This is a genomic window from Alcaligenes faecalis, assembly GCF_041521385.1.
Lineage (GTDB): Bacteria > Pseudomonadota > Gammaproteobacteria > Burkholderiales > Burkholderiaceae_B > Alcaligenes > Alcaligenes faecalis_E.
In genome coordinates, this window is sequence record NZ_CP168006.1 from 534,845 (window position 1) to 560,554 (window position 25,710).

The following is a 25,710-nucleotide window of genomic DNA, read 5'->3' on the forward strand; positions in this document are numbered from 1 at the left end:
CACCCTGCAAAAATCGTTTTTTATTTGTTCAGGCTTTCAATTTTGCGCGACAACTCTCGAGGCAGCGGGAAGGCAATATTTTCTTCCACCCCATCCAGGGCCCGCACTTTGCCTACGCCCAGTTCCTGCAAACGCTGAATCACCTGATTGACCAGAACTTCCGGTGCCGATGCGCCCGCTGTCACGCCCACACGCTTCTTACCCACCAGCCAGGCCGGATCAATCATTTCCGGTTTATCCAGCAGATAAGCTTCCGCGCCCTTGCGTTCAGCCACTTCGCGCAAACGATTGGAGTTTGAGCTGTTGGTACTGCCCACTACCAGGACCAGATCGCACTGTGGAGCCATGATCTTGACCGCATCCTGACGGTTCTGGGTGGCGTAACAGATGTCGCTTTTCTTGGGTTCCACGATGTTGGGGAAACGCTCGCGCAAGGCCTGGGCCACGACAGCCGCATCATCTACGGACAAGGTAGTTTGCGTCACGAAGGCCAGCTTGTCGGGATCAGCCACTTTCAGGTTGGCGACGTCCTCGGGCGTTTCCACCAGGTACATGCCGCCGTCGGCCTGTCCCAAGGTGCCCTCGACCTCAGGGTGACCGACGTGACCAATCATGATGATTTCCCGGCCTTCGGTGCGCATGCGGGAGACCTCGATATGCACTTTGGTCACCAGCGGGCAGGTGGCGTCAAAGACTTTCAGGCCACGTTTTTCGGCATCGTCACGCACCTGACGCGAGACGCCGTGAGCCGAGAAAATCACGATTGCCCCCGAAGGCGCTTCATCCAACTCTTTAATAAAGATCGCCCCTTTGTTGCGCAGGTCTTCGACCACGTAACGGTTATGGACGATTTCATGGCGCACGTAGATCGGTGCACCGTGCAATTCCAAGGCGCGTTCGACAATATCAATTGCGCGGTCAACCCCAGCACAGAATCCACGGGGCTGGGCCAGAACAACCTCAGCGTTCTGAACGGGAGTAGCTTGACTCATTAAAGAATCCCCAAAATATGAACATCCAGGCGCAAAGCCACGCCAGCCAAAGGATGGTTGAAATCGAACAAGGCCGTCTTGTCGTCGATTTCCTTGAGCACACCCGAATAGCGGCTGCCATTAGGCGCAGCAAACTCCACCATATCACCGGGCACGAACTCCACCCCCTCAGCAGCATTGCTGGCCAGCATTTCACGAGTGATGCGCTGCAAAAGATCCGGGTTACGGGCGCCGTAAGCATCTTCAGGGGTGATGTCGAGCTGAAAGCGCTCGTCTTCACGGCGACCCAGCAACTTCTCTTCCATGCCGGGGGCCCACTGGCCATTGCCCAACTGCAAGGTCGCCGGGCGGCCCGTAAAGGTATCCGCAAACACAGAGCCTGCCGCCGGGCCACTGGCCAGCTCTATACGATAGTGCAAAGTCAGGTAGGAATCCTGACGGACAATTCCAAGCTCGGAACTAGCAGAGTTACTCACGATCGCTCACTATAGAAAATCATTCAATTACCGCATTTTAGCGTTTCTTATGGCCACATCCACTTTACGCCGCCAAGGGCCCCGTGAGCGCATGTTGGCGCACGGTCCTGCCTGTCTGAGCACCCCGGAACTGCTGGGCATTGTCCTGCGCACCGGTACACGCGAGCGCAATGCTGTCGAGCTGGGCCAGATGTTGCTGGACCATTTTAACGGACTCAAAGGATTATTATCGGCCGATGCGTCGGCCCTGCGCCAACTGGACGGAATCGGCCCGGCCAAATGCGCGGAACTGTTGGTTATCCGGGAACTGCAACGGCGCTGTGCCCTGGAGTCCCTGAGCGGATTGCCAGTCCTGAACCAGGCGGACAAAGTGCGCGAATACTGTCTGGCCCATATCGGACACCTGCCCGTAGAGCACTGCCTGGCCCTGTTTCTGGACAATCAGTTACGCCTGATCTGTGCCGAGGAAATCAGCCGGGGCACCGTGAATCAGGCCTCGGTCTACCCACGGGAGATCTTGCGCGCTGCCCTGCGTCACCATAGCTGCGCCATTATTCTGGCGCACAATCACCCCTCTGGCGCAGCCTATCCCAGTGCATCTGATATCCGGCTGACCCGACACATACGCCAGGCATTGGCATTAGTAGATATACGTTTGTTGGACCATATTATTGTCACACCCAGCCAGACCGTCTCCATGGCCGAACGCGGGGATCTGTAGCCGGTATTCACGTCCTCAAGAGGCACACATCACCGCTCAGGCCTGCTCGTGTTGCTCCTGTGCCGCGCTTTGACGGAGTTTTCTTTGAAAAGTGGCAGCTCGATGCTAAAATCTCAGGCTTCATCGGATACGTGGCAAAAAGTCTTTAGGCATTATTCAATCGGGCAGGATGTAAACCCCTACCCGATTAAAAAAACAGCCCTCTAGCTTTTTAGTGCCGGTACTTACAAGAAAAATTGAAAATCTGCCCTGCGCAGCTTTATTTTTTGTAAATACGTGCCTTGCTGGCGGTCCTTATTTGTCAAAACAGGAATCATCATGAAAGAAGGCATTCACCCAGAATACCGTGACGTGGTGTTTCTGGACCTGCAAACGGGCAACTCCTTTATCACCCGTTCCACTGTCCAGACTCGCGAAACCACCGAAAAAGACGGTCAGACCTACCCGCTGTTCAAGTGTGACGTGACGTCCGAGTCGCACCCCTTCTACACGGGCGCTCAAACCCGTATCGTGGAAACTGGCCGCGTTGAAAAATTCCGCGCCCGTTTTGCCCGTACGGCTGGTACCGTCAAGAAAGGCGAATAAGCTCTCTTTCTCGACATACCGCGTTAAGCGCAAAAAAGGCAGCTTCGGCTGCCTTTTTTTATCCACTGGGCCACCCCAAGGCTTGGCGCCCCCGGTAAAAAGCCCCCTCGGAGGGGGCAGCAAGCCGAAGGCACAGCGTAGAGGTCTTTTTTTACTGCACATTTCCCGGCCAAGGCGCCCCCTTTGCATTAAGATAGGGCGAATCAACCGACTGTTTTACCCTAGACGTGTCATCTAGCCTCATACCCACCTCCACCCCTGCTCGCCTGACCGCCACCGCTGCCGTCAAACTTCCCCGACTGGTCCTGCTTGTTGTGGGAACAATTTACATTCTTGCGGGGCTGTTTTTCCGTGACCCATGGAAAGCAGACGATGTCATCGGGCTTGCAACCATGCTGACCGCCTTGTCTGATCCCAGCGGTCAGGCCTTGCTATTGCCGCAGGTAGGCGATCTGGCGCATGCCCAGGACGGGCCACTCATCACCTGGCTGGGGACGCTGTTCATTACCCTGTTTGCGCCGCTGCTCAAACTTTTCACCTCCGAACTGAATGCCAATATTGTGGCCTCCCGCCTACCTAACCTGCTGTGGTTCGGCATGCTGGCCGCTTCGGTCTGGCACAGCGCCTACTGGCTGGCCCGTCGTCCCGAAGCCCAGCCGTTACGCCTGCCCTTTGGCGGGGAGCCCTCGCCCACCGCTTATGGACGCATGATTGCCGACGCCACTTTGCTGCTGACAGTGGCCACGGTCGGCATCATCTGGCGCATGCACGAAACCTCGGAAGTGCCGGCCATCATCGCTTTTCAGGCACTGGCCTTGTACAGTCTGGTGCGCATGTTCGACCGCCCTGCCTCGGGCGCGATCATGCTGGGCCTGTCTTTGGGTGCCTGCTTTCTGACCCGCGGCTGGCTGGGTGCGGGCCCCATCATGCTGGCCACTGCGCTGTGTTTCATTCCGCGCGGCCCCTTGCGCCAGCACAGCCAATGGCTGGCTCTGAGCGCCGTGCTGACCCTGGCCATCATCATGGCCTGGTGGATTCCGGCCAAGCGAGTCAGCGTGTACTGGACCGAACAATGGCGTCTGTGGCATCTGGCTGCCTGGGGCTGGGCTGGTTTCAAGGAACAACTGAATAATCTGCGCGACTTGCTGTGGTTCCTCTGGCCTATCTGGCCTTTGGCGCTGCTGGCGCTGTGGCAATGGCGCAGTTGGTTCAAGGCTCCGCATATTTATGTACCCGCCATCAGCTTTCTGGTCCCGCTCATCAGCCTATTATTCATGCGCGATGCCTTCGAGCCCGAATACGCCTTGCTGGTTGTACCTTGCGCTATCCTCGCTGCTTTCTCTTTGCCCACCTTGCGTCGTGGCGTCATCAATACGCTGGACTGGTTTGCCATCATGTGTTTCTCGCTGACGGCGGCAACCGTATGGCTGGGCTGGTTTGCTCAGCAAACCGGATGGCCACGCCAGATTTCGCACAACATTGCCCGCCAGACGCAAGGCTATGACACCTTTATCTCCTGGCCGGTCATGATTATTGCCGTGCTCGGTACCGTCGCCTGGGTCGCGCTGGTGCGCTGGCGCTTGTCCTCCAACCCTCCTGGGCTGTTGCGTGGCACAGTCTTGTCTGCTGGCGGCCTGATTACCACTTGGCTCTTGCTGGTGACTTTATGGATGCCTTCGCTGGACTATGTACGTAGTTACCGCGATGTGTCCGGCGAACTGTCTGCCGCCCTGCACACGCACAAGCAGCCCGGCGAATGCCTGCGCTCCTGGGGGCTGGGTTCAGGGCAACGGGCCTCCTTCCTGGTGTTCAACGACATCAATATCAATTTTGATAACCGCTGCTCTTTGGTACTGGAACAGTTTTCCCTGCGTGACCTGAAAGATGGCAAGGCCCCCATTCCCGACAATGCGGTCCAGCTCTGGCAAGGTAAACGCGGACCAGATCGCCACGAGGCTTTCCGTTTGCTGCGAGTCCAAGCTCAGTAAGTTTCAATCATGTCCTCCGTGTTTCATCACAACTGGAAAGGCCAGGCAGGCCAGATCCTGCGTCAGGCCTGGCCTGTGCTGGTTGGCTCCTGGGCGGGTATCGCCTTTGGCGTTCTGGATACCGTTATGGTCGGTCACAGCAGTGCGATCGATCTGCAGGCCATGGGCCTGGGCGTATCCATTTACATCACCGTTTTTATTGGCTTGATGGGTGTCATCCACGCCCTGATCCCTATCATTGCGCAGCAATTTGGCGCGCGCCGCCTGACAGAAGTGGGCCGCTGGTGGGGGCAAGGCGTCTGGCTGGCCCTTTTACTGACCTTGATCGGGACCCTGGCGCTGGCCTTTCCCAATCTATGGTTACGCTGGTCGGGCGATCTAAGCCTTGAAGTACACGACCGCGTGACCTGGTATTTGCGCAGCCTGATTTTGGCTCTGCCCGCCGCTCTGGTATTCCGAACGATTTACTGCCTGGGCACGGCAACGTCCCGCCCCAAGGCCGTCATGCTGATCAACCTGTTCAGCGTGGCCTTCAAGGCCCTGTTCAACTGGGTGCTGATTTTCGGGAAATTTGGGCTGCCTGCCATGGGGGCTGTCGGTTCAGGTCTGGCCACTACTCTGGTTTCCTGGCTGATGCTGGCGGCAGGCCTATGGTTACTGCGTACCGACCGCTACTACAAACCTTTCACGCTGCGACTGGGACTGCCTAACTGGGCGGCCCAAAAAGAACTGCTGCGTCTGGGGCTGCCTATGGGCGGCTCCTACCTGATCGAGATCTGCGCCTTCAGCTTTATGGCCTTGCTGGTTGCTCGTGAAGGAGTCTTTGCCTCGGGCGCACACCAGATCATGGCTAATCTGGCCGCCGTCTGCTTCATGGTGCCTATGGCCGTGGGTGTTGCCGCAGCTTCGGTCAGTGCACAAGCGATTGGTGCCAGGCAGTATCACCGCGCCCGTCAGGTGGGGATGGTCAGCCTGGGAATTGTGCTGGTGGGGGTGACGCTAACGACTACTTTGCTGGTGCTGCTGCGCCCGACGCTGGCCAATGCCTACACCGATGATGCCGATGTTGCACTGCGCGCATTGCTCTTACTGCAACTGCTGCCCTTCTTTCATTTTTTCGATGCGTTCCAGTGCCTGATTTCCTATCTGTTGCGCGCCTATAAAGTGGCCTTCATCCCCATGCTGCTGCAATTCTTTGCCTTGAGCGTACTGGGTTTGGGTGGGGGGTGGTGGCTGGGTTTTGGGCCCGCTGCCGGATCGCTGGAAGGAGTGATTCAATGGCTGGCACCGGGTGCGCCGGTGGGTGCGGCCAGCTTGTGGACCATGTCCAGCTTGGGGCTGGGGGCTTCGGCCTTGCTGCTGCTGTTCTGGTACGTCCATATTTTGCACATCTACAATCCGGCCAGGCGCAAGACGCAAGCGTCCCAATAAGCAAGACCTCGGGCACTGGCAGTCACTCAGTCCAGGACAGATTCAGACGTCCAGTTGCTGACCGTCCTTTGCTCTTTGCTCAGCATCAAAAGCCCAAGATCAAAATACGGCAAACCGTCAAAGCGCAAACATATAAAAAAACGGGACCCGTTCAATAACAGGTCCCATTTTCTTTATCGCCCTACCAAAACAAGAAAGGTCAGGCAGCAGGTTTACTGCCTTCAAGTGCTTCCACAATCTTGGCAGTATCATCCGGCGTCGACTCTGCAGCCGCATCCGGCGATTCCTCCGCCGCATCAATCAACGGACTGACCAGATCCACGACCTTGCTGCGCGAGAGCAAGCCCAGGAACTCGTCGTTCTCGCCCGTCACGGCCAAAGGTTCGCTGCTACGCAGCAACTGCCCCAGGATTTCATCCAGACCCATGGTGGCGGGAACGGAACTCATCTCGTCCACAAAGCTGGAAATATCCCGTGCGCCTTGCTGCACCGCTTCCTGGGCACTGGAACGCATCAGGACGCCAGCCAGACGCTTGCCATCGAGCACAGGCGCATACCGCACGCCCCGCTCACTCAGACGCTCAAGCGCATGAACGGCGCGGGTACGCATGGTGAAGGTCAATGTCTTGCTGGAATCGCGCACCGCATGGGCAGCATTAAGCACCTTACTGCGGTTCACATCCTGCAAGAAGGCCTGCACATAATCGCTGGCGGGCGATAGCAGAATGTCTTCAGGCGACCCCTCCTGGACCAGTTCACCATCTTTCAGGATGGCAATCCGGTTACCCAGACGCAGGGCCTCATCCAGATCATGCGTGATAAACACAATGGTCTTGTTCAGCCGGGCCTGCAGTTCCAGTAACTGATCCTGCATTTCGCGTCGAATCAACGGGTCCAAGGCCGAGAAAGCCTCGTCCATCAACAGGATGTCCGCATCGGTGGCCAAGGCACGTGCCAGACCCACACGTTGCTGCATACCGCCCGACAACTGATGAGGGTACTGATTTTCAAAGCCTTGCAGACCTACCTGCTCCAACCAGTAAGTAGCCTTCTCTTCACGAGCGGCGCGGCCCATGCCCTGCACTTGCAGGCCATAAGCCGCATTCTCCAGCACGGTACGATGCGGAAACAAGCCAAAACGCTGAAAGACCATGCTGATCTTTTGTTGACGGAACTGCATCAGCGCCTTGCCATCCAGGCTCATCACATCCACGTCATCGACCAGAATCTGCCCGGCAGTCGGTTCGATCAGACGGTTGAAGTGGCGGATCAGGGTGGATTTGCCCGAACCAGACAAACCCATGATGACGTAAATACTGCCATGCTCAATGGACAAGCTGATGTCACGCAGACCCAGCGTATGGCCACTCTTGGCCAGCAGCTCATCCTTACGAACCCCGTTGCGAGCCTCTTCCAGCCAGCGTTCGGGTTGAGAGCCAAAGATCTTGTAAATATTGCGAACGTCAATCTTGCTCATGAGGCCTCCCGCGTCTGAAAGCGGCGACCGAACTCTTGCGTGATACGGTCAAACAAGATGGCCAACAACACAATACCCAAACCCGCCATCAGGCCACGGCCCACCTGCAGGCGATTAATGCCTTGCAGCACTTCGTAACCCAGCCCCCGCACACCGATCATGGAGGCAATCACCACCATCGCCAGTGCCATCATGGTTGTCTGGTTAATACCGGCCATGATGTTGGGCATGGCCAACGGCAATTGCACCCCATAGAGCTGCTGCCAGCGATTGGACCCAAAAGAGCGCGAGGCTTCCAGTACTTCACTGTCGACCAGACGTATCCCCAGGTCCGTCAGACGAATCACCGGCGCAATAGCGTAAATAATGGTGGCAATCAGGGCGGCGATCTTGCCCAGATTGAACAGCATCACCACCGGAATCAGGTACACAAAGCTGGGCATGGTTTGCATCACATCCAGAATCGGCATCATGATGCGACGCAGCCAGTTAAAGCTGGCCATCAACAAACCTAGTGGTATGCCTATCAGGACAGACAGGAAAACGGCCACAATCATCAGCGCCAGGGTCTGCATGGCGGCATCCCACAGGCCGATCAAGCCGATGAGAAACAACATGGCCCCCATAGCGACGGAAAACAGAATCCGGCGACTGGCAGCCCAACCCAGCACCACCACCACCAGCACGACCGCCCACCACGGGCTGCTGCGCAAGATGGACTCCATGAAAACCAGCATATCCAGCAAAGGCTGGGTCAGCGCGCGCAAGGTACTGGAATAATTATCAACCAGGTCACCCACGAACTGATCGATAGGCAAACGTAAGGCGCGCGGATCAATCAACTCAGGAAACATAAAAAACACTCCGTAAAACTCGTGCATACACGGCGCGGGCATGCTGCCCGGCCATGAGCCTGCCGGTCACACTGTAACCAGACACAAAAGCGAGGTACGGCTCAGTGCCCACACCCAAAAGAATGCAGATACCGAGGCCGGCCTCGCTTACACAACAACACGAATACTAAAGAGCGGCTTTTACGCGCTGAGCCACTTCCATGGGCACCCACTTGGACCAGATGTCCTCGTGCTCTTTCAGGAACCAGTGCGCCACATCCTCGGGCTCACCCTCGGTTTTTTCCATATGAGCCATGGTGTTGTTCATCAACTCCAAAGGCACGCTGACATTGGCCAGGAAAGCCGTCAGTTCGGGAGCTTGCTTGGAGAACTCGGTATTCACGGCAGTGAACACGGGGTTTTCTGGGTAATCGCTAGGCTCTGGATTGGCACAATTAGGATCGGTCAGACATCCGTGCTTTTTCTCGTCATAAGCGGGCAATTCCAGCTTGACCAGATCCATGGAACCCACCAGCGGTGTGGGGTACCAGTAGTAGAACACGATGTTTTCCTTGCGCTGGTAAGCAGAGGTCAAGGCAGCCTTCTGCGTGGCACCGGTACCGGGCGAGAACAAGGTGTAGGTATCACCCAGTTTCAGGGCATTGAACAGATTGCCACTGACCACTTCACACCCCCAGCCTGCCGGGCAGCCATAAAAACGGCCTTTACCGGGTTCTTCAGGGTCTTTGAATTCATCCTTGAACTTGGGCAAATCCGCCGCGGACTTCAGTTCAGGCAGGCGCTCGGCGGTATAGCGTGGAATGAACCAGGCTTCGCCACCCATATAAATATCGCCAATACGTTTTACATTCCCCGTGGCTTGTGCCTGTTTCCAGGGATCAGCCACACTGTTGAGCCAGATTTCCGTGTTGACATCCAGGTCGCCTCGCTCCAATGCAGCCAAAGCCGGAAGCGTCTCGACCGAGATGACCTCAGTCTTGCAGCCATAGCCCTTGTCAGCGATAAAACGCTCGACTTCAGTCAGGACCAGGTTGGATTCCCAATTCATGCCGCCAAAGCGAACAGCACGATCCAGTTCGCAGGAAACCGGGGTAGCGGCTTGTGCGGCGGACGACAAACCCAGCAAAACGCTGGTCAGCACAGAGGCTTGAATCAGGGGAAAGCGGTGCAAGCGCGACTTGGCACCGGCGTGAGGGAAGTATGAAGACATGATGCTCCTCCTTGAGTTACTGTGGACGCGTCCTGCATGATCAGTCAGCGCCAAGGCTAAAGGGGTGTGCGGAAGACGATGCTCTTATCGCCAATACATACCTACGTATAGACGAGTGCCAGGCACTCACGAAAACCCGGAACGATACGTATGGGTAAACACCCTTTTTATATCGTTCTGCGCCTTGACCGAAACAAAACGGCTGGGCCAGGTCACACCGCGCGGGGCGATGATTTGGTGCGAATAGAACACGCTGCACAAGCGGTTCTGGATCGAATTGATGAATAAGACAAGAAGGCCATTCTACGGGTCTTTGCAATCAAAAACAAATTATTACTGCGCAAAACCAGTTAAAGTCAAAAATATGTCAATGGCTAAAACGCAACAAACCCCTTGTTTGGCGTGGTTTTGAGGATTTTATAAACTTTTTTTTGTTACTTAATAATTCAGAGCCAATTCAGGGGTTTAAAAACCGGGCTCCCAAAGGCCAATGAGCAGGCATAAAACCTTGTCATTGGCTCTTTGGATAACTGACTTAAGGCTGATACATGTAATCCCGTCGCCATGGATACACGACGCCGGGCGCATACTCCAGTTCCTGAGCCCGTCCTACACTTTGGGCCTGAGCCAAAACCTGATGCAAGGCGATCCAGCCATGCTCAAAACCCATTGCACATCCAGCCAGATACACCCGATAAGCACGCAGGGATTTTTGGCCCTGCTCCGAATCCAGCGCCGTCTTGGCCTTGTCCAACTGACTTTCCAGTGCATCGCTCCAGGCCCACAAGGTACGCGCATAGTGGGGACGAAGATTTTCAATATCCAGCCCTTCCAGACCGCCTTCCGCCAAATGACGCAATACATGACTGATATGAGTCAGCTCCCCACCAGGGAAAATGTATTTCTCGATAAAGTCGCCCATCCCAGCACCCAATTGGCTATTGTCCACTCCACCGGCCGTAATACCGTGATTCAGAATCAAACCGCCGGGCTTGACCAAACGACGCAGCTTGTCAAAATAGGCCGTCAACTGTGCTCGCCCCACATGCTCGAACATACCTACCGAGGCCAGCTTGTCATAAGGCTTGAGTTCATCGAGCTCACGATAATCAAGCAGCATCATACGGGCCCGGCCCGACAGACCTTTTTGCTCGATCAGCCCATTCACATAGGCATGCTGGTTACGGGACAAGGTAATACCTGTCACGTCCACATCGTAATGTTCAGCCGCCCACATCAACAATCCGCCCCACCCGGCACCGACATCCAGAAAACGCTCACCCGGTTGCAAGCGCAGCTTGCGGCAAATGTGATCCAGCTTGGCTTCCTGAGCCTGGGCCAGCGTCATGTCCGGTTCGCGGTAATAAGCGCAGGAATAAACCCGACGCGGGTCCAGCCACAAGGCGTAGAAATCGTCCGACAAATCGTAATGAAACTGGATCTGCTTGGCGTCCTTTTCCTGCGAGTGACGCCAGACCGAAGTCAGGTGCTTGATAATGGAGGTCAGCCAGCCCGCCTGAGCGGCATCAACTGGTGAACCCGGCAAGATATCAGCCGCCAACTGCATCAAATCCCGCATGGACCCTTCAAAGTCCATACGTCCCTCCACGTAGGCCTCACCCAACTGCCCGGACTGTCCGGCAGCCAGTTGCGCCAAGGTGGCATTGTCTTTGATCGTCAGATGAACCGATGCGTTGGCTGTTCCAACCTGCTCCCCATTGGGCAAGGTCAGTCGAACCGGGACGCTGAGTCGATCTAATTTGGCTTGGACCATGGATGAAATTGAACTCAACTTCGCCTCCTTGCATGTAAACAAACAAAGATGACAATGTGTCGCCTGCATCGACACACCGCACGTAAGCCGTCAATCCTGTAGCCTAATACAATCAGCCCCTGGATCCGTTGCATCAAAGTCACGAATCACATATTTCAAACCTAAAGCACTCACCCCGATATTGACCTCACCCCATGCTAAACTGCCTGCCTTTGGCCCATTGCATCGGCTTGCATTGATGCGCGGCACAGGGTAATGGGTTCGGGCTCTCGGCCAGGATCTGCCCCACCTTAATACTTGGCCCGATGACACGCAACCACTCCCCTGCTTTTCCGCCCTGGCTCATTTTGATGGGGCTGCTCACGGCCCTGGGGCCTTTGGCCATTGACATGTACCTGCCCGCCTTCCCGGCGATGGCCCAGAGCCTGAACACCTCGGCAGGCATGGTAGAGCGCACACTGGCAAGTTTCCTCTTGGGTGTTGGTGTGGCCCAGTTGGTCTATGGCCCCATGGCAGACCGTTTCGGCCGCAAGCTGCCCTTGCTGATGGGCGTGCTGATCTTCACCACCGCTTCTTTTTTCTGTGCGCGCGCCAGCAATATTGATGAGCTCACTGCCTGGCGTATTGTGCAGGCCTTTGGAGGGGCGGCAGGCATGGCCATTCCCCGTGCCGTGATCCGGGATCGATTCGAGACCCGTGAAGCCGCCCGTGCCTTGTCCATGCTGATGCTGATCATGGGCGTCATGCCGATTCTAGCCCCGCTGATTGGCGGTCAGATCCTGCTGTTCAGTGACTGGCGCGGCATCTTCTACTTCATGGCAGGCTGTGGTGTACTCCTGTGGTTGCTGACTTTTTTCACCATGAAAGAGTCCCTGGCCCCCGAGCACGTACTGCCACTGCAGCCCAAGCTGATTGCACATAATTACAGCGCCTTGCTGCGCGACAAGCCCTTCATGTTTTATTCCCTGGCCGCCGGTTTCAGCTCTGCGGGTATGTTTGCCTACATCGCCGGATCGCCACGCGTCTTTATTGATTTATTTTCAGTCGAACCGCGCCATTTTGGGTTTTATTTTGGCGCCAATGCCGCCTGTTTGATTGTTTTCTCTCAGGTCAGTGCCCGCTTGCTCAATACGTACAGCCCGCCCACCTTGTTGCGCGTGGCGCAGGGACTGCAGGTAATCTTTACTGTGCTGGGCGCGACTCTGACCCTGTCGGGCGTGCTGGACCTGACCTGGCTGATGGTGACCCTGATGGGCTTTATGGCTTGCCAGGGCTTTGTAAACCCCAACTCCGCCGCCCTTGCCCTGTCTGAGCAAGGCCATCGTCTGGGAACCGCTTCGGCCCTGATGGGCGCTTTGCAAATGTTATGTGGAGCGTTGGCCGGTTTCGCCGTCAGCAGTTGGGCTGCTCCCAATGCTTTGCCATTGACCGCGGTATTGGCGATCTGTGCCATCTTATCGTGGCTGTTTGGCCGCAATGCCGCGAGGAAAGCACGGTAAAACTTGATCTAAGTGATTTTTCCATATTAGAATAATCTTCTTTGTACCCCAGCACTGGGGTTAACACGATCCTAATTTTACAATCGCCCGCGGCTTTTTTCGTTTAGCGGAGGCTGATTTAGATCTCAAGGGGTATGACCATGGCACGCGTATGCCAAGTGACCGGAAAAGGCCCAATGTCGGGCAACAATGTTTCGCACGCCAACAATAAAACCAAGCGTCGCTTCCTGCCAAACCTGCAGTCCCGTCGTTTCTGGGTTGAAAGTGAAAACCGCTGGGTTCGCCTGCGCGTTTCCGCTAACGCTATCCGCACCATCGACAAGAACGGTATCGACTCCGTTCTGGCCGACATGCGCTCCCGCGGCGAAAAATACTAAGCTGCGCTTCTTAAACATTTAACCAGGAGCTCATCATGGCTAAAGGTATACGCGAAAAAATCAAACTCGAATCGTCCGCCGGCACCGGTCATTTCTACACCACCACCAAAAACAAGCGCAACATGCCTGAAAAAATGGTGATCAAGAAATTTGACCCCGTCGTTCGCAAGCACGTCGAGTACAAAGAAACCAAGCTGCGTTAATTCGCGCCCCGCACTCACTGCGGATTGGTTTTCAAAAAAGCCCCTGCCCTGCAGGGGTTTTTTTTGCCCCTCACAGGCTGCTGTGACAGGCCTGCCTCCTGTCTGCCATTACGCTCATGCACACTGCCCACCTTGCAGCCGTCCACAGCGAGATTTGCCCCGTATAATGGCGGATACTCCTTTACTTTTGTCTAAAACGGTATTGCCACTCATGCAGGAACGTTACAACCCCAGCGAGGTTGAACAACTCGCTCAGCAAAACTGGACCGATCGGGACGCCTATCGCGCCGTCGAAAACGCCACCGCTCCCGATGGCTCGCTCAAACCCAAGTTTTACGCATGCTCCATGCTGCCCTACCCCAGCGGCAAGCTACATATGGGCCACGTGCGCAACTACACCATCAATGACATGATGGCGCGCCAGCTACGCATGCGCGGTTTTAACGTTCTCATGCCCATGGGCTGGGATGCTTTTGGCATGCCCGCTGAAAACGCTGCCATCAAATCGCAAGTACCACCCGCCAAGTGGACTTACGACAACATCGCCTACATGAAAAAGCAGATGCAGGCGATGGGGCTGGCCATCGACTGGTCGCGCGAAATGTGCGCCTGCGACCCCGACTACTACAAATGGAACCAGTGGCTGTTCCTGAAGATGCTGGAAAAAGGCATTGCCTACCGCAAAACCCAGACGGTGAACTGGGACCCGGTAGACCAAACCGTTCTGGCCAACGAACAAGTGATTGAAGGCCGTGGCTGGCGCTCCGGTGCGCTGGTTGAAAAGCGTGAAATCCCCGGCTACTACCTGCGCATTACCGATTACGCCGAAGAGCTGCTGGAGACCGTAAAAACCGGCCTGCCCGGCTGGCCCGAGCGTGTGCGCCTGATGCAGGAAAACTGGATCGGCAAGAGCCAGGGCGTACGCTTTGCCTTCCCTCACGATATTCGTGACGAGCAAGGCCAACTGATCCAGGACGGCCGTCTGTTCGTGTTCACCACCCGCGTGGACACCATCATGGGTGTTACCTTCTGTGCGGTTGCTCCTGAACACCCACTGGCTACTTTGGCCGCCCGCGACAATCCCGAGCTGGCCACCTTTATCGAAGAATGCAAGAAAGGCGGCACCACGGAAGCCGATATGGCGACCCGCGAGAAAGAAGGTCTGCCAACCGGCCTGACGGTCAAGCACCCACTGACCGGTGCAGATGTTCCTGTCTGGGTCGGTAACTACGTCTTGATGAGCTATGGCGATGGTGCTGTCATGGGCGTGCCTGCTCACGACGAACGCGACTTCGCCTTCGCCCTGAAATACCAATTGCCTATCAATCAGGTCATTGGTGTTGAAGGCAAAGAATACGACGCTACCCAATGGCAAGACTGGTACGGCGACAAGCAGCAAGGTCAAACCATCAATTCCGGCAAGTACGACGGCCTGACACACGTCGCTGCCGTCGATGCCATTGCCGCCGACCTGAACGCCAAGGATCTGGGCGAAAAACAAACCACCTACCGCCTGCGCGACTGGGGCATTTCCCGTCAGCGTTACTGGGGCACCCCAATCCCGATCATCCATTGCGACGATTGCGGTCCGGTTCCTGTTCCAGAAAAAGACCTGCCCGTGGTTCTGCCCGAAGAGCTGATTCCCGACGGCAGCGGCAACCCGCTGAACAAGCACGAAGCCTTCCTGAAGTGCACTTGCCCTTCTTGCGGCAAACCGGCTCGCCGCGAGACGGACACCATGGACACCTTTGTGGACTCGTCCTGGTACTTCCTGCGCTACACCACACCCAATCTGAACGACTCCATGACCGATCCGCGTAGCGATTACTGGATGCCCATGGATCAGTACATCGGTGGTATTGAACACGCTGTGCTGCACTTGCTGTACGCCCGCTTCTGGACCAAAGTCATGCGCGACATGGGCCTGGTCAAGATTGACGAGCCCTTCACCCGCCTGCTGTGCCAGGGCATGGTGCTCAATCACAGCTACACTCGCCGCACACCTCAAGGTGGTATCGAGTACTTCTGGCCTGAAACGGTCGAAAACGTCTACGACGAAAAAGGCGCGATTATCGGCGCCCGTTTGAAGAGCGATGGTCAGCCCGTGCAATACAACGGCATTGGCACCATGTCCAAGTCCAAGAACAACGGCGTGGATCCTCAATCCCTGATCGATACGATGGGTGCGGATACCGCCCGCCTGTTCATCATGTTCGCCAGCCCGCCAGAACAGACACTGGAGTGGTCAGACTCAGGTGTGGACGGTGCCAACCGCTTCCTGCGTCGTCTATGGGCCTTCTGCTACAACCGTGCCGATGCCCTGCGCGCTGGCAACACACAAACGACCGACTGGAGCAATCTGGACGCAACGGCCAAACGCGCCCGTCTGGAAATCCACTCCTTGCTCAAGCAAGCCAATTACGACTACGAGCGTATCCAGTACAACACGGTCGTGTCAGCTTGCATGAAAATGCTCAACACCCTGGAGCAGACACAATGGGAAGACACGCCTGCCGCACAACGTGCGCTGGCTGAAACTACCTCCATCCTGTTGCGCGTTCTGTATCCAGTTGTCCCCCACATCACCTGGCAGTTGTGGCGTGAACTGGGCTGGGCTGACGGTCAAGGCGATATGCTGGACGCTCAATGGCCTGTCGTGGATGAGCAAGCCTTGATTGCCGACGAAGTCGAGTTGATGCTGCAAGTCAACGGCAAGCTGCGCGGTTCTTTGATCGTGCCCCAGGGCGCAGAAAAGGCCGCCATTGAGCAAGCCGCAGCCGAACATGCTGCAGTACTCAAGTATTTGGAAGGCCGCCCCGCCAAACGCATCATTGTGGTGCCAGGCAAACTCGTTAACGTCGTAGGTTAATCATGTACTTAGCCCGCTTGTTTCCTTCCAGCTCCTTGTCTGTTCCTGCACCCAGGTTCTGGGGACTGGCGGGCTTGGTCATGCTGCTCAGTGTTGTTCTGACAGCGTGTGGTTTTCACCTCAAAGGCATAGCCCCGCTACCGTTCAACGCGATTTACACCAACATTACCGACAACAGCGCCTTTGGCGCGACCCTGCGTCGAACGCTATTGGCCAGTTCGCCTCAAAGCCACTTTGTGGAACGCCCACAAGAGGCTGAGGCCATCCTGCAGCAACTCTCTCTCAATCGTAGTCAGCGCGAAATCTCCATCAACGCCAAGGGCCAAGTGGAAGAGTACGAACTGCAACTGACCTTTGTATTTGAGCTACTGGACGCCAAAGGCCGCGCCGTGCTGCCCCCCACCACGTTGAATGTCATACGGGAAGTGCCTTACGACGCCGAAGCCGTCCAAGCCAAAGACAGCGAAATCGAGATGATTTTCCGTGATATGGAACAATCCTTGATCAACCGCATTGTGCGTCGCCTAAGTTCGCCTGATGTCACCAGCGCCTACCACTTCCTAAGCAATCAGCCCGAGGTCAGCTCCATGGAAGAATTGGAACTGCTGCCCAACCGACCACAGGCACCACTGTAAAGATGGGGCGCAGAGCCGACCACGATACTTTGCTGCGCGAACTGGCCACGCCATCAGCAGCCTTTCAACCGCTTTATGTGGTATCCGGTGACGAGCCCCTTTTACTGATTGAAGCCGCCGATGCGGTGCGCGCTCGCGCCCGCCTGGATGGGTTTACTGAACGCAGCAGCTTTACCTTGGATGCACGCGCAGACTGGTCACAACTGTTTGCCGTTGCTCAGAACATATCCTTGTTTGGCGATCAGAAGCTGGTTGATGTAAACATCCCCAGTGGCAAACCCGGCAAACCGGGCGGCGACGCCCTGCAAAAGCTGTGCGAACTGATCAGCAACGGGCAAATGGATGGCACCAGCTTTTTGATCCAACTTCCCCGCCTAGATAAGGCTACGCGCAACAGCAAATGGTGCCAGGCCCTGGAACAAGTCGCCTGTTGGGTTGAAATCCAGCCCATCAACCGCAACTCCCTGGCAGGCTGGATTGCCCAGCGCCTGAACGCTCAGGATCAAAGCCTGGAGCGCAACAGTCTGGAGTGGATGGCTGACAAGGTTGAAGGCAACCTCTTGGCAGCCCATCAAGAAATCCAGAAACTGGCTCTGATTTACCCTCCCGGTCAGTTGACCCAGGAGGAACTGGAAAACGCCGTCCTGAACGTGGCTCGCTACAGCATCTTTGATTTGCGCGACTCCATGTTGGCCGGCCATAGCCAACGCGCCCTGACCGTGCTCGATGGCTTGCAGGCAGAAGGCGAAGCTCTGCCCCTGGTCCTGTGGGCTGTCGGTGAAGAAGTGCGTACCTTGGCGCGCTTGTCACAGGCGCGCCAACAAGGGCAGGATATATCCAACCTGTTTCGCCAGTACCGCATTTTTGGCCCACGCGAAAAACTCGTCCGTCAGGCCCTGGACCGCATTCCGTCTCAAAGCTGGCCTGCCTCAGTGCTGCATGCACACGATATAGACCGATTGATCAAAGGCCTGCACCCCAACGGACGTCAGCAAGACCCATGGGAAGAAATGCGCCGCCTGACCATGCGTATCGCGGTCGCGACACAAGCACCCCGCCGCTAAGCGTCCGATACCCCTTAACCTCTCAATTGTTGCGATAATGCTCTCTTGAATCGGAGAGTTACACGGCTATGAACGATATCACCCAGTCCTCTACCACCACTCAGGTCGGCGATCTATCCTCCATGATGCAAGATTTGGGCAAGCGCGCCCAGCTTGCTGCCCGTCGCATGCGCGCCGCCACTGGCAAAGCCAAAGCCGACGCCCTGCGCTATATGGCTGATGCCCTGATTGAACAAAAAGCCCAGTTGCTCGCCGCCAACGAGCTGGACTTGCGCGCGGCACGTGAGCGTCAGATAGCCCCGGCCATGATCGAACGCCTGGCTCTGTCGGACCGGGCACTGGAGATCATGACCACAGGCCTGCGTCAAATTGCGGACATGGACGACCCAGTTGGTCAGATCAGTGCTTCGCGCACCCGTCCCAATGGCATGCGCGTGGCTCAGATGCGTGTACCTTTGGGGGTGATCGGTATCATTTACGAATCACGCCCCAATGTGACCATTGACGCCGCCGCCTTGTGCCTGAAATCCGGTAACGCCACCATTCTGCGCGGCGGTAGCGAAGCGTTTCACTCCAACCAGGCGCTGGCACAAATTATTTCCAGCAGTCTGGAGCGTGCCGGCTTGCCTAAAGATGCTGTCCAAGTCGTGCCCACCACGGATCGTGACGCCGTTGGCTTGCTCGTAACCATGAACGACTACGTGGACGTTATTGTCCCGCGTGGAGGCAAGAGCCTGATCCAACGGCTCAGCGCCGAAGCCACGGTTCCCCTGATCAAGCACCTGGACGGTAACTGCCACGTCTATGTGGATGAATTTGCCGATCTGGAAAAAGCCTCACGCATCGTGTTCAATGCCAAAACCTACCGCTACGGTATTTGCGGCACCATGGAAACCTTGCTGGTTCACCGCAGCATTGCACCGGCTTTCCTGCCAGAAATGGCCCGCCAATTACAGGATAAAGGGGTGGAATTGCGGGGCTGCGAACAAACCCGTGCCCTGGTCGCCAATGTGGCCACCGCCACCGAAGAAGACTGGGAAACCGAATTTGCCGCGGCCATTCTGGCGATCCGCATTGTCGATTCCATGGACCAGGCCATGGACCATATTGCCCAGTACAGCTCTGAGCACACGGAATCCATCGTGACAGAAAATCTGAGCTTGGCCGAGCGATTCCAGCGCGAAGTGGACTCCAGTTCCGTCATGGTGAACCTGCCTACCTGTTTTGCCGATGGCTTTGAATACGGCCTGGGCGCAGAAATTGGCATTTCCACCAACCGTCTTCATGCCCGTGGCCCTGTTGGCCTGGAAGGCCTGACAACTTACAAATGGGTCTTGCATGGCAATGGCCAAATACGTGGTTAAATCATGCTTTGGTTAAAAACATTCCACATCTTGTTTGTAACCTCCTGGTTTGCGGGGCTGTTCTACTTGCCCCGCATCTATGTGAATCTTGCCCGGGAGCAAGATACCAAGACCTATGAAACGCTCTTGGGCATGGCCCGGCGCCTGTATCGTTTTATGGCCCCTTTAGCCATTCTGACCTTGTTAACAGGCCTGGGATTATTTTTGTATTACGGCATCGGTAAAGGACAGGGTTGGATGCATGCCAAACTAACCCTGGTTTTAATCCTGTTTGCCTTTCACGGTGTGTGCGGGCGCTATCTACGGCAGTTCCAACAAGGACAACAAAGCCGCTCACACGTATTCTTCCGCTGGTTCAATGAAATTCCGGTCATCGTTCTGCTGCTGGTCCTCATCCTGGTGGTTATAAAACCCTTCTAATACCTTATTCATGTCAGACCAATCTGAACGCAAGACACTAAGCCTGAGCCCAGGCACTAAAAAGAAAGCCAGCAATGCGGAACCCCGCGTGCGCTCGGGTGCGCGCGCGCGTGCGGCCAGCCTGCAGCAAGACCGCCAGGGCGGCCCCAAGCGCGAGTCCCGCCCCTACGTAGAGAAACGTGACCAGGAACGCCGTGAGCGCCCTGCTTTCAACCGCGACCGCACAGATCGCCCCCAATCGGGCGAGCGTCGCGAGTTTTCCGGTGAGCGCCGTGAACGCCCCGCATTCAACCGTGACCGCGACAGCCGCCCACAATCAGGCGAGCGTCGTGAGTTCTCCGGTGAACGCCGGGAATTCTCGGGCGAACGCCGTGAACGCCCCGCATTCAACCGTGACCGTGACAACCGTCCACAATCGGGCGAACGTCGTGAATTCTCCGGTGAACGCCGTGAACGCCCCGCATTCAACCGTGACCGTGACAACCGCCCACAATCGGGCGAACGTCGTGAGTTCTCCGGTGAGCGTCGTGAACGCCCCACATTCAACCGTGACCGTGACAGCCATCCGCAGTCGGGCGAACGTCGTGAACGCCCCGCATTCAACCGTGACCGTGACAGCCGCCCGCAAACGGGTGAGCGTCGTGAGTTCTCCGGTGAACGCCGTGAGCGCCCCGCATTCGACCGCAACCGCGAAGGCCGTCCTCAATCGGGCGAACGTCGTGAGTTCTCCGGTGAGCGCCGCGAACGTCCCACATTCAACCGTGACCGTGACAACCGCCCACCATCGGGCGAACGTCGTGAGTTCTCCGGTGAGCGTCGTGAACGCCCCGCATTCAACCGTGACCGTGACAGCCGCCCACCATCGGGCGAACGTCGTGAATTCTCCGGTGAGCGCCGAGAACGCCCCGCATTCAACCGTGACCGTGACAGCCGTCCGCAGTCGGGCGAACGTCGTGAGTTCTCCGGTGAACGCCGTGAACGTCCGGCATTCAACCGTGACCGTGACAACCGTCCACAATCGGGCGAACGTCGTGAGTTCTCCGGTGAACGCCGTGAACGTCCGGCATTCAACCGTGACCGCGACAGCCGCCCTCAAACGGGTGAGCGCCGCAATTTCTCGGGTGAACGCCGCGAACGTCCTGCCTTCAAGAGCGACAATGAGTCCTCGGAGCGTACCCCTGCCGGCAAGATGCCCAGCAAGCTTTTTAGCCCGGCAGGTGACTCCGATGCCTTTCCTCAGTATGTCTCGCCTATCCAGCGTGTAGACAGCCCCCAGGCCCCCAAGCCCGGTCAGCGCCTGCCCGATAGCCATATCGAGCAAAACGAGCGCGTCCAGGTCAAAGCCCTGCAAGGCGAACGCTACCGTCTGTTTGCTCCCTGCCCACAAGGGCTGGAGGAGGCGCTGTCGCTGGAACTGCAAGCACTGGGCTACGAGAACGTCCAAACCGGCCGTGCGGGTTGCCATTTTGACGCGGACTGGATCGGCGTCATGCGTGCCAACCTGTCCTCGCGACTGGCGACACGCATTTTGCTGGAAGTCTCGCACGCTCCTGTCACCAACGAAGAGGACATTCTGGCCCTGGCCCGGGTAACGCCTTGGGAACGCTGGTTCGGCCCCGAGCAGACACTGCGTGTCGATACCTCGGCGGTACGTAGCCCCATGCAAAGCCTGCAGTACTGCAATCTGCGCGCCAAAGACGGGATTTGTGACCGCCTGCGAGACCTGGAAGGCGCCCGTCCTTCCATCGATACCGTACGCCCGGATGCCAAGGTGCATTTGTTCCTGGACGAGACCAGTGCCACCTTCTATCTGGACACCAGTGGCGAGTCCCTGTTCAAGCGCGGCTGGCGGCACGACAAGGGCGATGCGCCTTTGCGTGAAAACCTGGCAGCAGGCCTGCTGGCCCTGTCTGGCTGGGATCCCAGCAAACCCTTGATCGACCCCTTCTGCGGTAGTGGCACGATTCTGATCGAAGCCGCCTGGATGGCCCTGGGAGCACCTCCCGGAATCTGGCGTCCCTTCCACTTCGAGCGTCTGCGCTGCCACGATCAGCGTTTGTGGCGTGACATTAAAGACGAAGCGCGTTCCCTGATCGCCCCTCGCCTGGATACACCACTGATTGGCTACGACATCAACCCCACCGTTCTGGATGCCGCCCGTTCCAACCTGGAACGCTCGCACCTGACGCTGGAGACGATTCGCTTCGAGCAAGGCGATGCCCTGAAGATTCGCCCGGAAACAGAGGCCGGCTGGATTGTCACCAATCCTCCTTACGGCGAGCGGCTGGAACATCAGGACGAGGACTTCTGGCCAAACTGGGCCAGCAACCTCAAGCAAAACTTCGCCAACTGGAGCGTGAATATGATCAGCAGCGATCTGGAGCTGCCACGTCATATGCGCCTCAAGCCCAAGCGTCGTTACCCGCTGTACAACGGCGCTCTGGATTGCCGCCTGTTCTGCTTTGATATGGTTCCGGCCAGTTATCGCAATCACGAGGCAGCCTCGGACGCCAGCGAAGACTCGGCCAGCGCCGAATAAGCGCCAAGCCGTCTTGCCCAAGGCGACAAAGGGTCAAGTCCATATCAATGGCTTGGCCCTTGTTTATAGGAGCGGCGTTCCGTTCGCCTCCGATATACGCGATAATGACAGTCTTGCCTGCTTCAACACGCACCATGACACCCACTTTCACTACTCCTGGCCGCTGGCGACGCTTTGCCTGCATGATGTATGAATCCATCCTGCTGTTTGGCGTTATTTTTACCGCTGGCTATCTGTTTGATACCTTGACCCAAAGCCGTAGCGGCTTGGATCTGCGTCATGTCCGTCAGGGCATCCTGTTTATTGCCCTGGGGATTTATTTCGTCCTGTGCTGGCGCAAAGCGGGCCAAACCCTGCCCATGAAAACATGGCACATGCGTTTGGTGGACGAACAGGGCCAGATTCCTGCCCTGCGTACCCTGCTGCTGCGTTATATTCTGCTATGGCCCCTGCCTTTGCTGGGGGCTTTGCTGATTCAGCTTCTGTCTGGCTACACAGGCTATGCGTCCACGGATCTTCTTATCGTATTCACGCCTTTTCTGAACTTTATCTGGACCTGGTTCGACAAAGACCAGCAGTTTCTGCACGACCGTCTTAGCAAGACTCATCTGATCGATGCGCGCCCCACCCGAGTCACTTCGGCGGCCACCTGAGCAGGCAAGCTGCCTCTTCATTTTTTAGTAGTACAGCAAAGTCATGACTGACATTTTAAAAAAATACCTGTTCGCCGACCAAAGCACACGCGCCCAGATTGTTCATCTTGAGCAGGCCTGGCAAATGGGCCTGGAGCACCAGCACTACCCAGCCTGCATCCGCGACTTGCTGGGCGAGCTGGTGGCCGCTTCGGTGCTCCTGGCGGGCAACCTCAAGTTTGACGGTTCCTTGATTTTGCAAATCCAGGGCGATGGCCCGATTGCCTTGCTGGTGGTGGAGTGCACCTCGGACATGGACATACGTGCCACGGTTTCACTGCGTGAACACCATCCCGTGCCTCAAACCGGCACCCTGCAAACCTTATTGAACCCGCAAGGCCAAGGTCGCTTCACCGTGGTGCTGGCCCCACGTCAAAGCAGCAAGGATTTCCGTCCCTATCAAGGCGTTGTGCCCCTGGAAGGCGAGACCGTTGCCGAGGTTCTGCAAACCTATATGCGCACCTCCGAACAACTGGATACTCACTTGTGGCTGGCTGCCGATGAGAACCGTTGTGCGGGCCTGTTGCTGCAACGTATTCCCCCCCAAGGGGGACACAACCTGGCACAGAACCTGGACACCTGGGAACGCGCTCTGGCGCTGGGTTCTACCGTCCAGACTCAAGAGTTGCTGCAGCTCGATAGCGACACCCTGATTCACCGCCTGTTTTGGGAAGAAGATCTGCAAGTCTTCGAACCCCAGTCCGTACGCTGGCATTGCCCTTGTTCCCGTCAACGCGTCAGCAATATGCTGCGTATGCTGGGCCAGGCAGAGATCGAGCAAATGCTGGCAGAACAAGACACCATCAATGTGTCCTGCAACTTCTGCGGTAAACCCTATCAGTACGATGCAATCGATTGTGCATCCCTGTTTGTCGACAAGGGCGACACGCAGCCGGGTGATGACACCCTGCACTAGGCCGATGTCTCTACGAGACACTACGCCCGCACAAGTCCCTCTATCGGGCTAGAAGACAGTCAGCCATGATGGCAACATCATGGCTGATTCTTTTTCTTCACCCCATCCTCAATCCGGTTTGGCGGGCTCTCACATCGTGGGAGCCCTGCTTGCCATCATCCTGCTGAGCTGGCTGGTGCTGGACGTGCTGACGCTGTACTCCTTGCGCGTACGCCTGCAGCACGGCCTGTTGCAGGCAGCTCGTCAGGCCAGCGTGCAGCATGCCCGGCCTGAAAGCATTGCCCTGGCATTCAGCCAAACACTGGCTGCTGCCAACGTGCCACTGCATGATCAATGGCAAATCCAGATTCTGTCGCCCTCACCACAGGCTTTTATGCTGCATGGCAGACCTTCCCGGCTGCATGAGGGGCGAACAAGCATTACCCAAGGCTGGCAGGCACAGCAAGCGGAACAAACCAGCCACAGCGGCACCAGCATCTACCAGGCCAACACACTGCATTTGTATCTGCTCTACGCCCATAAGCCAGGGCCTCTTTCCTTGCTTCGCCTGCTACCCAAGCTTGCCGCCAGTACGCCCAGCCCTTCGGGTTCGGCAGCGGTCTGGCTGCGCCTGGAAATCAGGCACCCCATGCAGTCCGATGCCGTGCAGTGGGATAACTTGGCTGACGGTCGAGTCATCTATGCCCAGCCGACCGAAAACACGCTTGCCTTGCCAGTGTCCCAAACAGGCTGGTCCACAGACCTGGAGCCAGCAGAACCGCCATCAACGGACGGGAATGGCCGTCTGCCATCATGGGATGGCCCTGCTCAAGGATCAGGTGATGCTTCCCCTTCTCCAGGGCCTGCCGCCCCCACCCCAGACTCAGGAAGGGTTGACTCCGTACCCCCAAACCCCGCTTGCTACTAAATACGTGCCATCCAGTGCAGATTTCTAGTGTAGGCCGTCGTGTCAGCAGCATAGGATGCTATCAACACTCTGCTGGCTAAACCAGAATGGAACATTACGGTCACCGTAATAAGCAGTTTGTGGTCGCACAATAAAAAACCAGGAGAAAGAACAGATAGGTCAGTCACACTACCTGCACAGCTAAGGGGCTGCATAGCCAGTCAAGCACGGACGCTAACCCTGGAATGGCTACTACTGAAACCAAGTCCCACTCAAGCTCAAATACAAGGCGCGCAACAAAACCTGGATCAACGATCCAAATACACTAAGCAGAGGAATTATCAGAAATGAACTGGCTGAATAGCCGTTCCAGCAGCGCCTTGCGCGCTACTTCCTAACGTGGGCTGCTTGTCGTGGTAGCCGAACCACCAGGAGGCACGATCTGCACAAAGATCTCGCCTTCACGCATCATGCCAAACTCGCTACGGGCGCGCTCTTCAACCGCGTGGGTACCCGAGCGTAAATCCTGAACCTCGGCCAGCAAGGCGTTGTTACGCGCTGTCAGGGCTTCATTGGTTTCTTTTTGCGCGACCAGCTTGGTCTGCATTTGCCGTACATCCAGCCAACCGCCTTTGCCCCACCATAAAGCGTAATGGGTTACCAGGGTCAAGCACAGCAGGAGCAGGACAATAAGGCGCATGGTGATATAAGAACCGGGTCTAGCGACCCGGTTCATCA

23 protein-coding genes are annotated in these 25,710 nt (G+C 56.7%); 16 read left to right on the plus strand and 7 right to left on the minus strand.

Going from position 1 to position 25,710, the window contains the following annotated elements; all coding sequences use genetic code 11:
* Positions 1-20: 20 nt before the first annotated feature.
* Together ispH and ACDI13_RS02530 are read right to left on the minus strand one after the other, a co-directional pair.
* Positions 21-992, minus strand: coding sequence for a 4-hydroxy-3-methylbut-2-enyl diphosphate reductase (ispH, locus tag ACDI13_RS02525; RefSeq protein WP_316988161.1), 972 nt, complete (start codon positions 990-992; stop codon positions 21-23).
* Entirely contained in the window at positions 992-1,468 is a 477-nt protein-coding gene (locus tag ACDI13_RS02530; RefSeq protein ID WP_316988162.1) for an FKBP-type peptidyl-prolyl cis-trans isomerase, read from the minus strand. Before ACDI13_RS02530 ends, ispH begins: the two co-directional genes overlap by 1 nt.
* A gap of 49 nt (positions 1,469-1,517) precedes the next feature.
* Here ACDI13_RS02530 and radC point away from each other — a divergent pair, with 49 nt between their 5' ends.
* The 4 genes from radC to ACDI13_RS02550 all read left to right on the plus strand — a co-directional run bounded on the left by radC (position 1,518) and on the right by ACDI13_RS02550 (position 6,193).
* Positions 1,518-2,189: a DNA repair protein RadC gene (gene radC, locus ACDI13_RS02535; protein WP_316988163.1), complete on the plus strand. Its 672-nt coding sequence runs from the start codon at positions 1,518-1,520 to the stop codon at positions 2,187-2,189.
* Between the two features lie 318 nt (positions 2,190-2,507).
* Complete coding sequence (locus ACDI13_RS02540; RefSeq protein WP_009456467.1) at positions 2,508-2,774, plus strand: type B 50S ribosomal protein L31; 267 nt, start codon at positions 2,508-2,510, stop codon at positions 2,772-2,774.
* A gap of 227 nt (positions 2,775-3,001) precedes the next feature.
* Positions 3,002-4,762 (plus strand): glycosyltransferase, encoded by a 1,761-nt coding sequence (locus tag ACDI13_RS02545; protein WP_316988164.1) that lies wholly within the window; start codon positions 3,002-3,004, stop codon positions 4,760-4,762.
* Positions 4,763-4,771: 9 nt separating this feature from the next.
* On the plus strand, positions 4,772-6,193 hold the full coding sequence (locus ACDI13_RS02550) for an MATE family efflux transporter (protein WP_316988165.1): 1,422 nt from the start codon (positions 4,772-4,774) through the stop codon (positions 6,191-6,193).
* Positions 6,194-6,392: 199 nt separating this feature from the next.
* Here ACDI13_RS02550 and ACDI13_RS02555 read toward each other — a convergent pair whose 3' ends face one another.
* The 4 genes from ACDI13_RS02555 to ACDI13_RS02570 all read right to left on the minus strand — a co-directional run bounded on the left by ACDI13_RS02555 (position 6,393) and on the right by ACDI13_RS02570 (position 11,508).
* Positions 6,393-7,670 (minus strand): glycine betaine/L-proline ABC transporter ATP-binding protein, encoded by a 1,278-nt coding sequence (locus tag ACDI13_RS02555; RefSeq protein WP_316988166.1) that lies wholly within the window; start codon positions 7,668-7,670, stop codon positions 6,393-6,395.
* Entirely contained in the window at positions 7,667-8,524 is an 858-nt protein-coding gene (locus ACDI13_RS02560; RefSeq protein WP_316988167.1) for a proline/glycine betaine ABC transporter permease, read from the minus strand. The genes ACDI13_RS02555 and ACDI13_RS02560 overlap by 4 nt, the downstream gene beginning before the upstream one ends.
* Before the next feature lie 166 nt (positions 8,525-8,690).
* On the minus strand, positions 8,691-9,734 hold the full coding sequence (locus tag ACDI13_RS02565; RefSeq protein WP_316988168.1) for an ABC transporter substrate-binding protein: 1,044 nt from the start codon (positions 9,732-9,734) through the stop codon (positions 8,691-8,693).
* A 535-nt stretch (positions 9,735-10,269) separates the two neighbouring features.
* Positions 10,270-11,508: a class I SAM-dependent methyltransferase gene (locus tag ACDI13_RS02570; RefSeq protein ID WP_372373079.1), complete on the minus strand. Its 1,239-nt coding sequence runs from the start codon at positions 11,506-11,508 to the stop codon at positions 10,270-10,272.
* Positions 11,509-11,858: 350 nt separating this feature from the next.
* Here ACDI13_RS02570 and ACDI13_RS02575 point away from each other — a divergent pair, with 350 nt between their 5' ends.
* The 12 genes from ACDI13_RS02575 to ACDI13_RS02630 all read left to right on the plus strand — a co-directional run bounded on the left by ACDI13_RS02575 (position 11,859) and on the right by ACDI13_RS02630 (position 24,993).
* A complete protein-coding gene (locus ACDI13_RS02575) occupies positions 11,859-13,007 on the plus strand; it encodes a Bcr/CflA family multidrug efflux MFS transporter (RefSeq protein ID WP_316988170.1) in 1,149 nt (382 codons plus the stop codon).
* A gap of 140 nt (positions 13,008-13,147) precedes the next feature.
* Positions 13,148-13,384 carry a 50S ribosomal protein L28 gene (gene rpmB, locus ACDI13_RS02580; RefSeq protein WP_316988171.1) on the plus strand — a complete coding sequence of 79 codons (237 nt, stop codon included), beginning with the start codon at positions 13,148-13,150 and terminating at the stop codon, positions 13,382-13,384.
* A gap of 35 nt (positions 13,385-13,419) precedes the next feature.
* A complete protein-coding gene (gene rpmG, locus ACDI13_RS02585; protein WP_003802781.1) occupies positions 13,420-13,587 on the plus strand; it encodes a 50S ribosomal protein L33 in 168 nt (55 codons plus the stop codon).
* A 211-nt stretch (positions 13,588-13,798) separates the two neighbouring features.
* Positions 13,799-16,456, plus strand: a complete 2,658-nt coding sequence (leuS, locus tag ACDI13_RS02590) for a leucine--tRNA ligase (RefSeq protein ID WP_316988172.1) — start codon at positions 13,799-13,801, stop codon at positions 16,454-16,456.
* Positions 16,457-16,458: 2 nt separating this feature from the next.
* Positions 16,459-17,091 (plus strand): LPS assembly lipoprotein LptE, encoded by a 633-nt coding sequence (lptE, locus tag ACDI13_RS02595; RefSeq protein ID WP_316988173.1) that lies wholly within the window; start codon positions 16,459-16,461, stop codon positions 17,089-17,091.
* 2 nt (positions 17,092-17,093) lie between these two features.
* The gene (holA, locus tag ACDI13_RS02600) at positions 17,094-18,155 is read left to right on the plus strand and encodes a DNA polymerase III subunit delta (RefSeq protein ID WP_316988174.1); all 1,062 of its coding nucleotides are present in this window, start codon (positions 17,094-17,096) and stop codon (positions 18,153-18,155) included.
* Between the two features lie 68 nt (positions 18,156-18,223).
* On the plus strand, positions 18,224-19,519 hold the full coding sequence (locus ACDI13_RS02605; RefSeq protein ID WP_372372661.1) for a glutamate-5-semialdehyde dehydrogenase: 1,296 nt from the start codon (positions 18,224-18,226) through the stop codon (positions 19,517-19,519).
* Positions 19,520-19,522: 3 nt separating this feature from the next.
* Positions 19,523-19,939 (plus strand): CopD family protein, encoded by a 417-nt coding sequence (locus ACDI13_RS02610; protein ID WP_316988175.1) that lies wholly within the window; start codon positions 19,523-19,525, stop codon positions 19,937-19,939.
* Between the two features lie 10 nt (positions 19,940-19,949).
* A complete protein-coding gene (locus ACDI13_RS02615; protein WP_372372662.1) occupies positions 19,950-22,478 on the plus strand; it encodes a THUMP domain-containing protein in 2,529 nt (842 codons plus the stop codon).
* Positions 22,479-22,612: 134 nt separating this feature from the next.
* Positions 22,613-23,131, plus strand: a complete 519-nt coding sequence (locus tag ACDI13_RS02620) for an RDD family protein (protein WP_316988468.1) — start codon at positions 22,613-22,615, stop codon at positions 23,129-23,131.
* A 43-nt stretch (positions 23,132-23,174) separates the two neighbouring features.
* The gene (gene hslO / locus ACDI13_RS02625; protein WP_316988469.1) at positions 23,175-24,086 is read left to right on the plus strand and encodes an Hsp33 family molecular chaperone HslO; all 912 of its coding nucleotides are present in this window, start codon (positions 23,175-23,177) and stop codon (positions 24,084-24,086) included.
* A 79-nt stretch (positions 24,087-24,165) separates the two neighbouring features.
* On the plus strand, positions 24,166-24,993 hold the full coding sequence (locus ACDI13_RS02630) for a hypothetical protein (protein WP_316988470.1): 828 nt from the start codon (positions 24,166-24,168) through the stop codon (positions 24,991-24,993).
* A 373-nt stretch (positions 24,994-25,366) separates the two neighbouring features.
* On the opposite strand, the gene ftsB is transcribed toward ACDI13_RS02630, so the two are convergent.
* The gene (gene ftsB, locus ACDI13_RS02635; RefSeq protein ID WP_316988471.1) at positions 25,367-25,672 is read right to left on the minus strand and encodes a cell division protein FtsB; all 306 of its coding nucleotides are present in this window, start codon (positions 25,670-25,672) and stop codon (positions 25,367-25,369) included.
* Between the last annotated feature and the right edge of the window lie 38 nt (positions 25,673-25,710).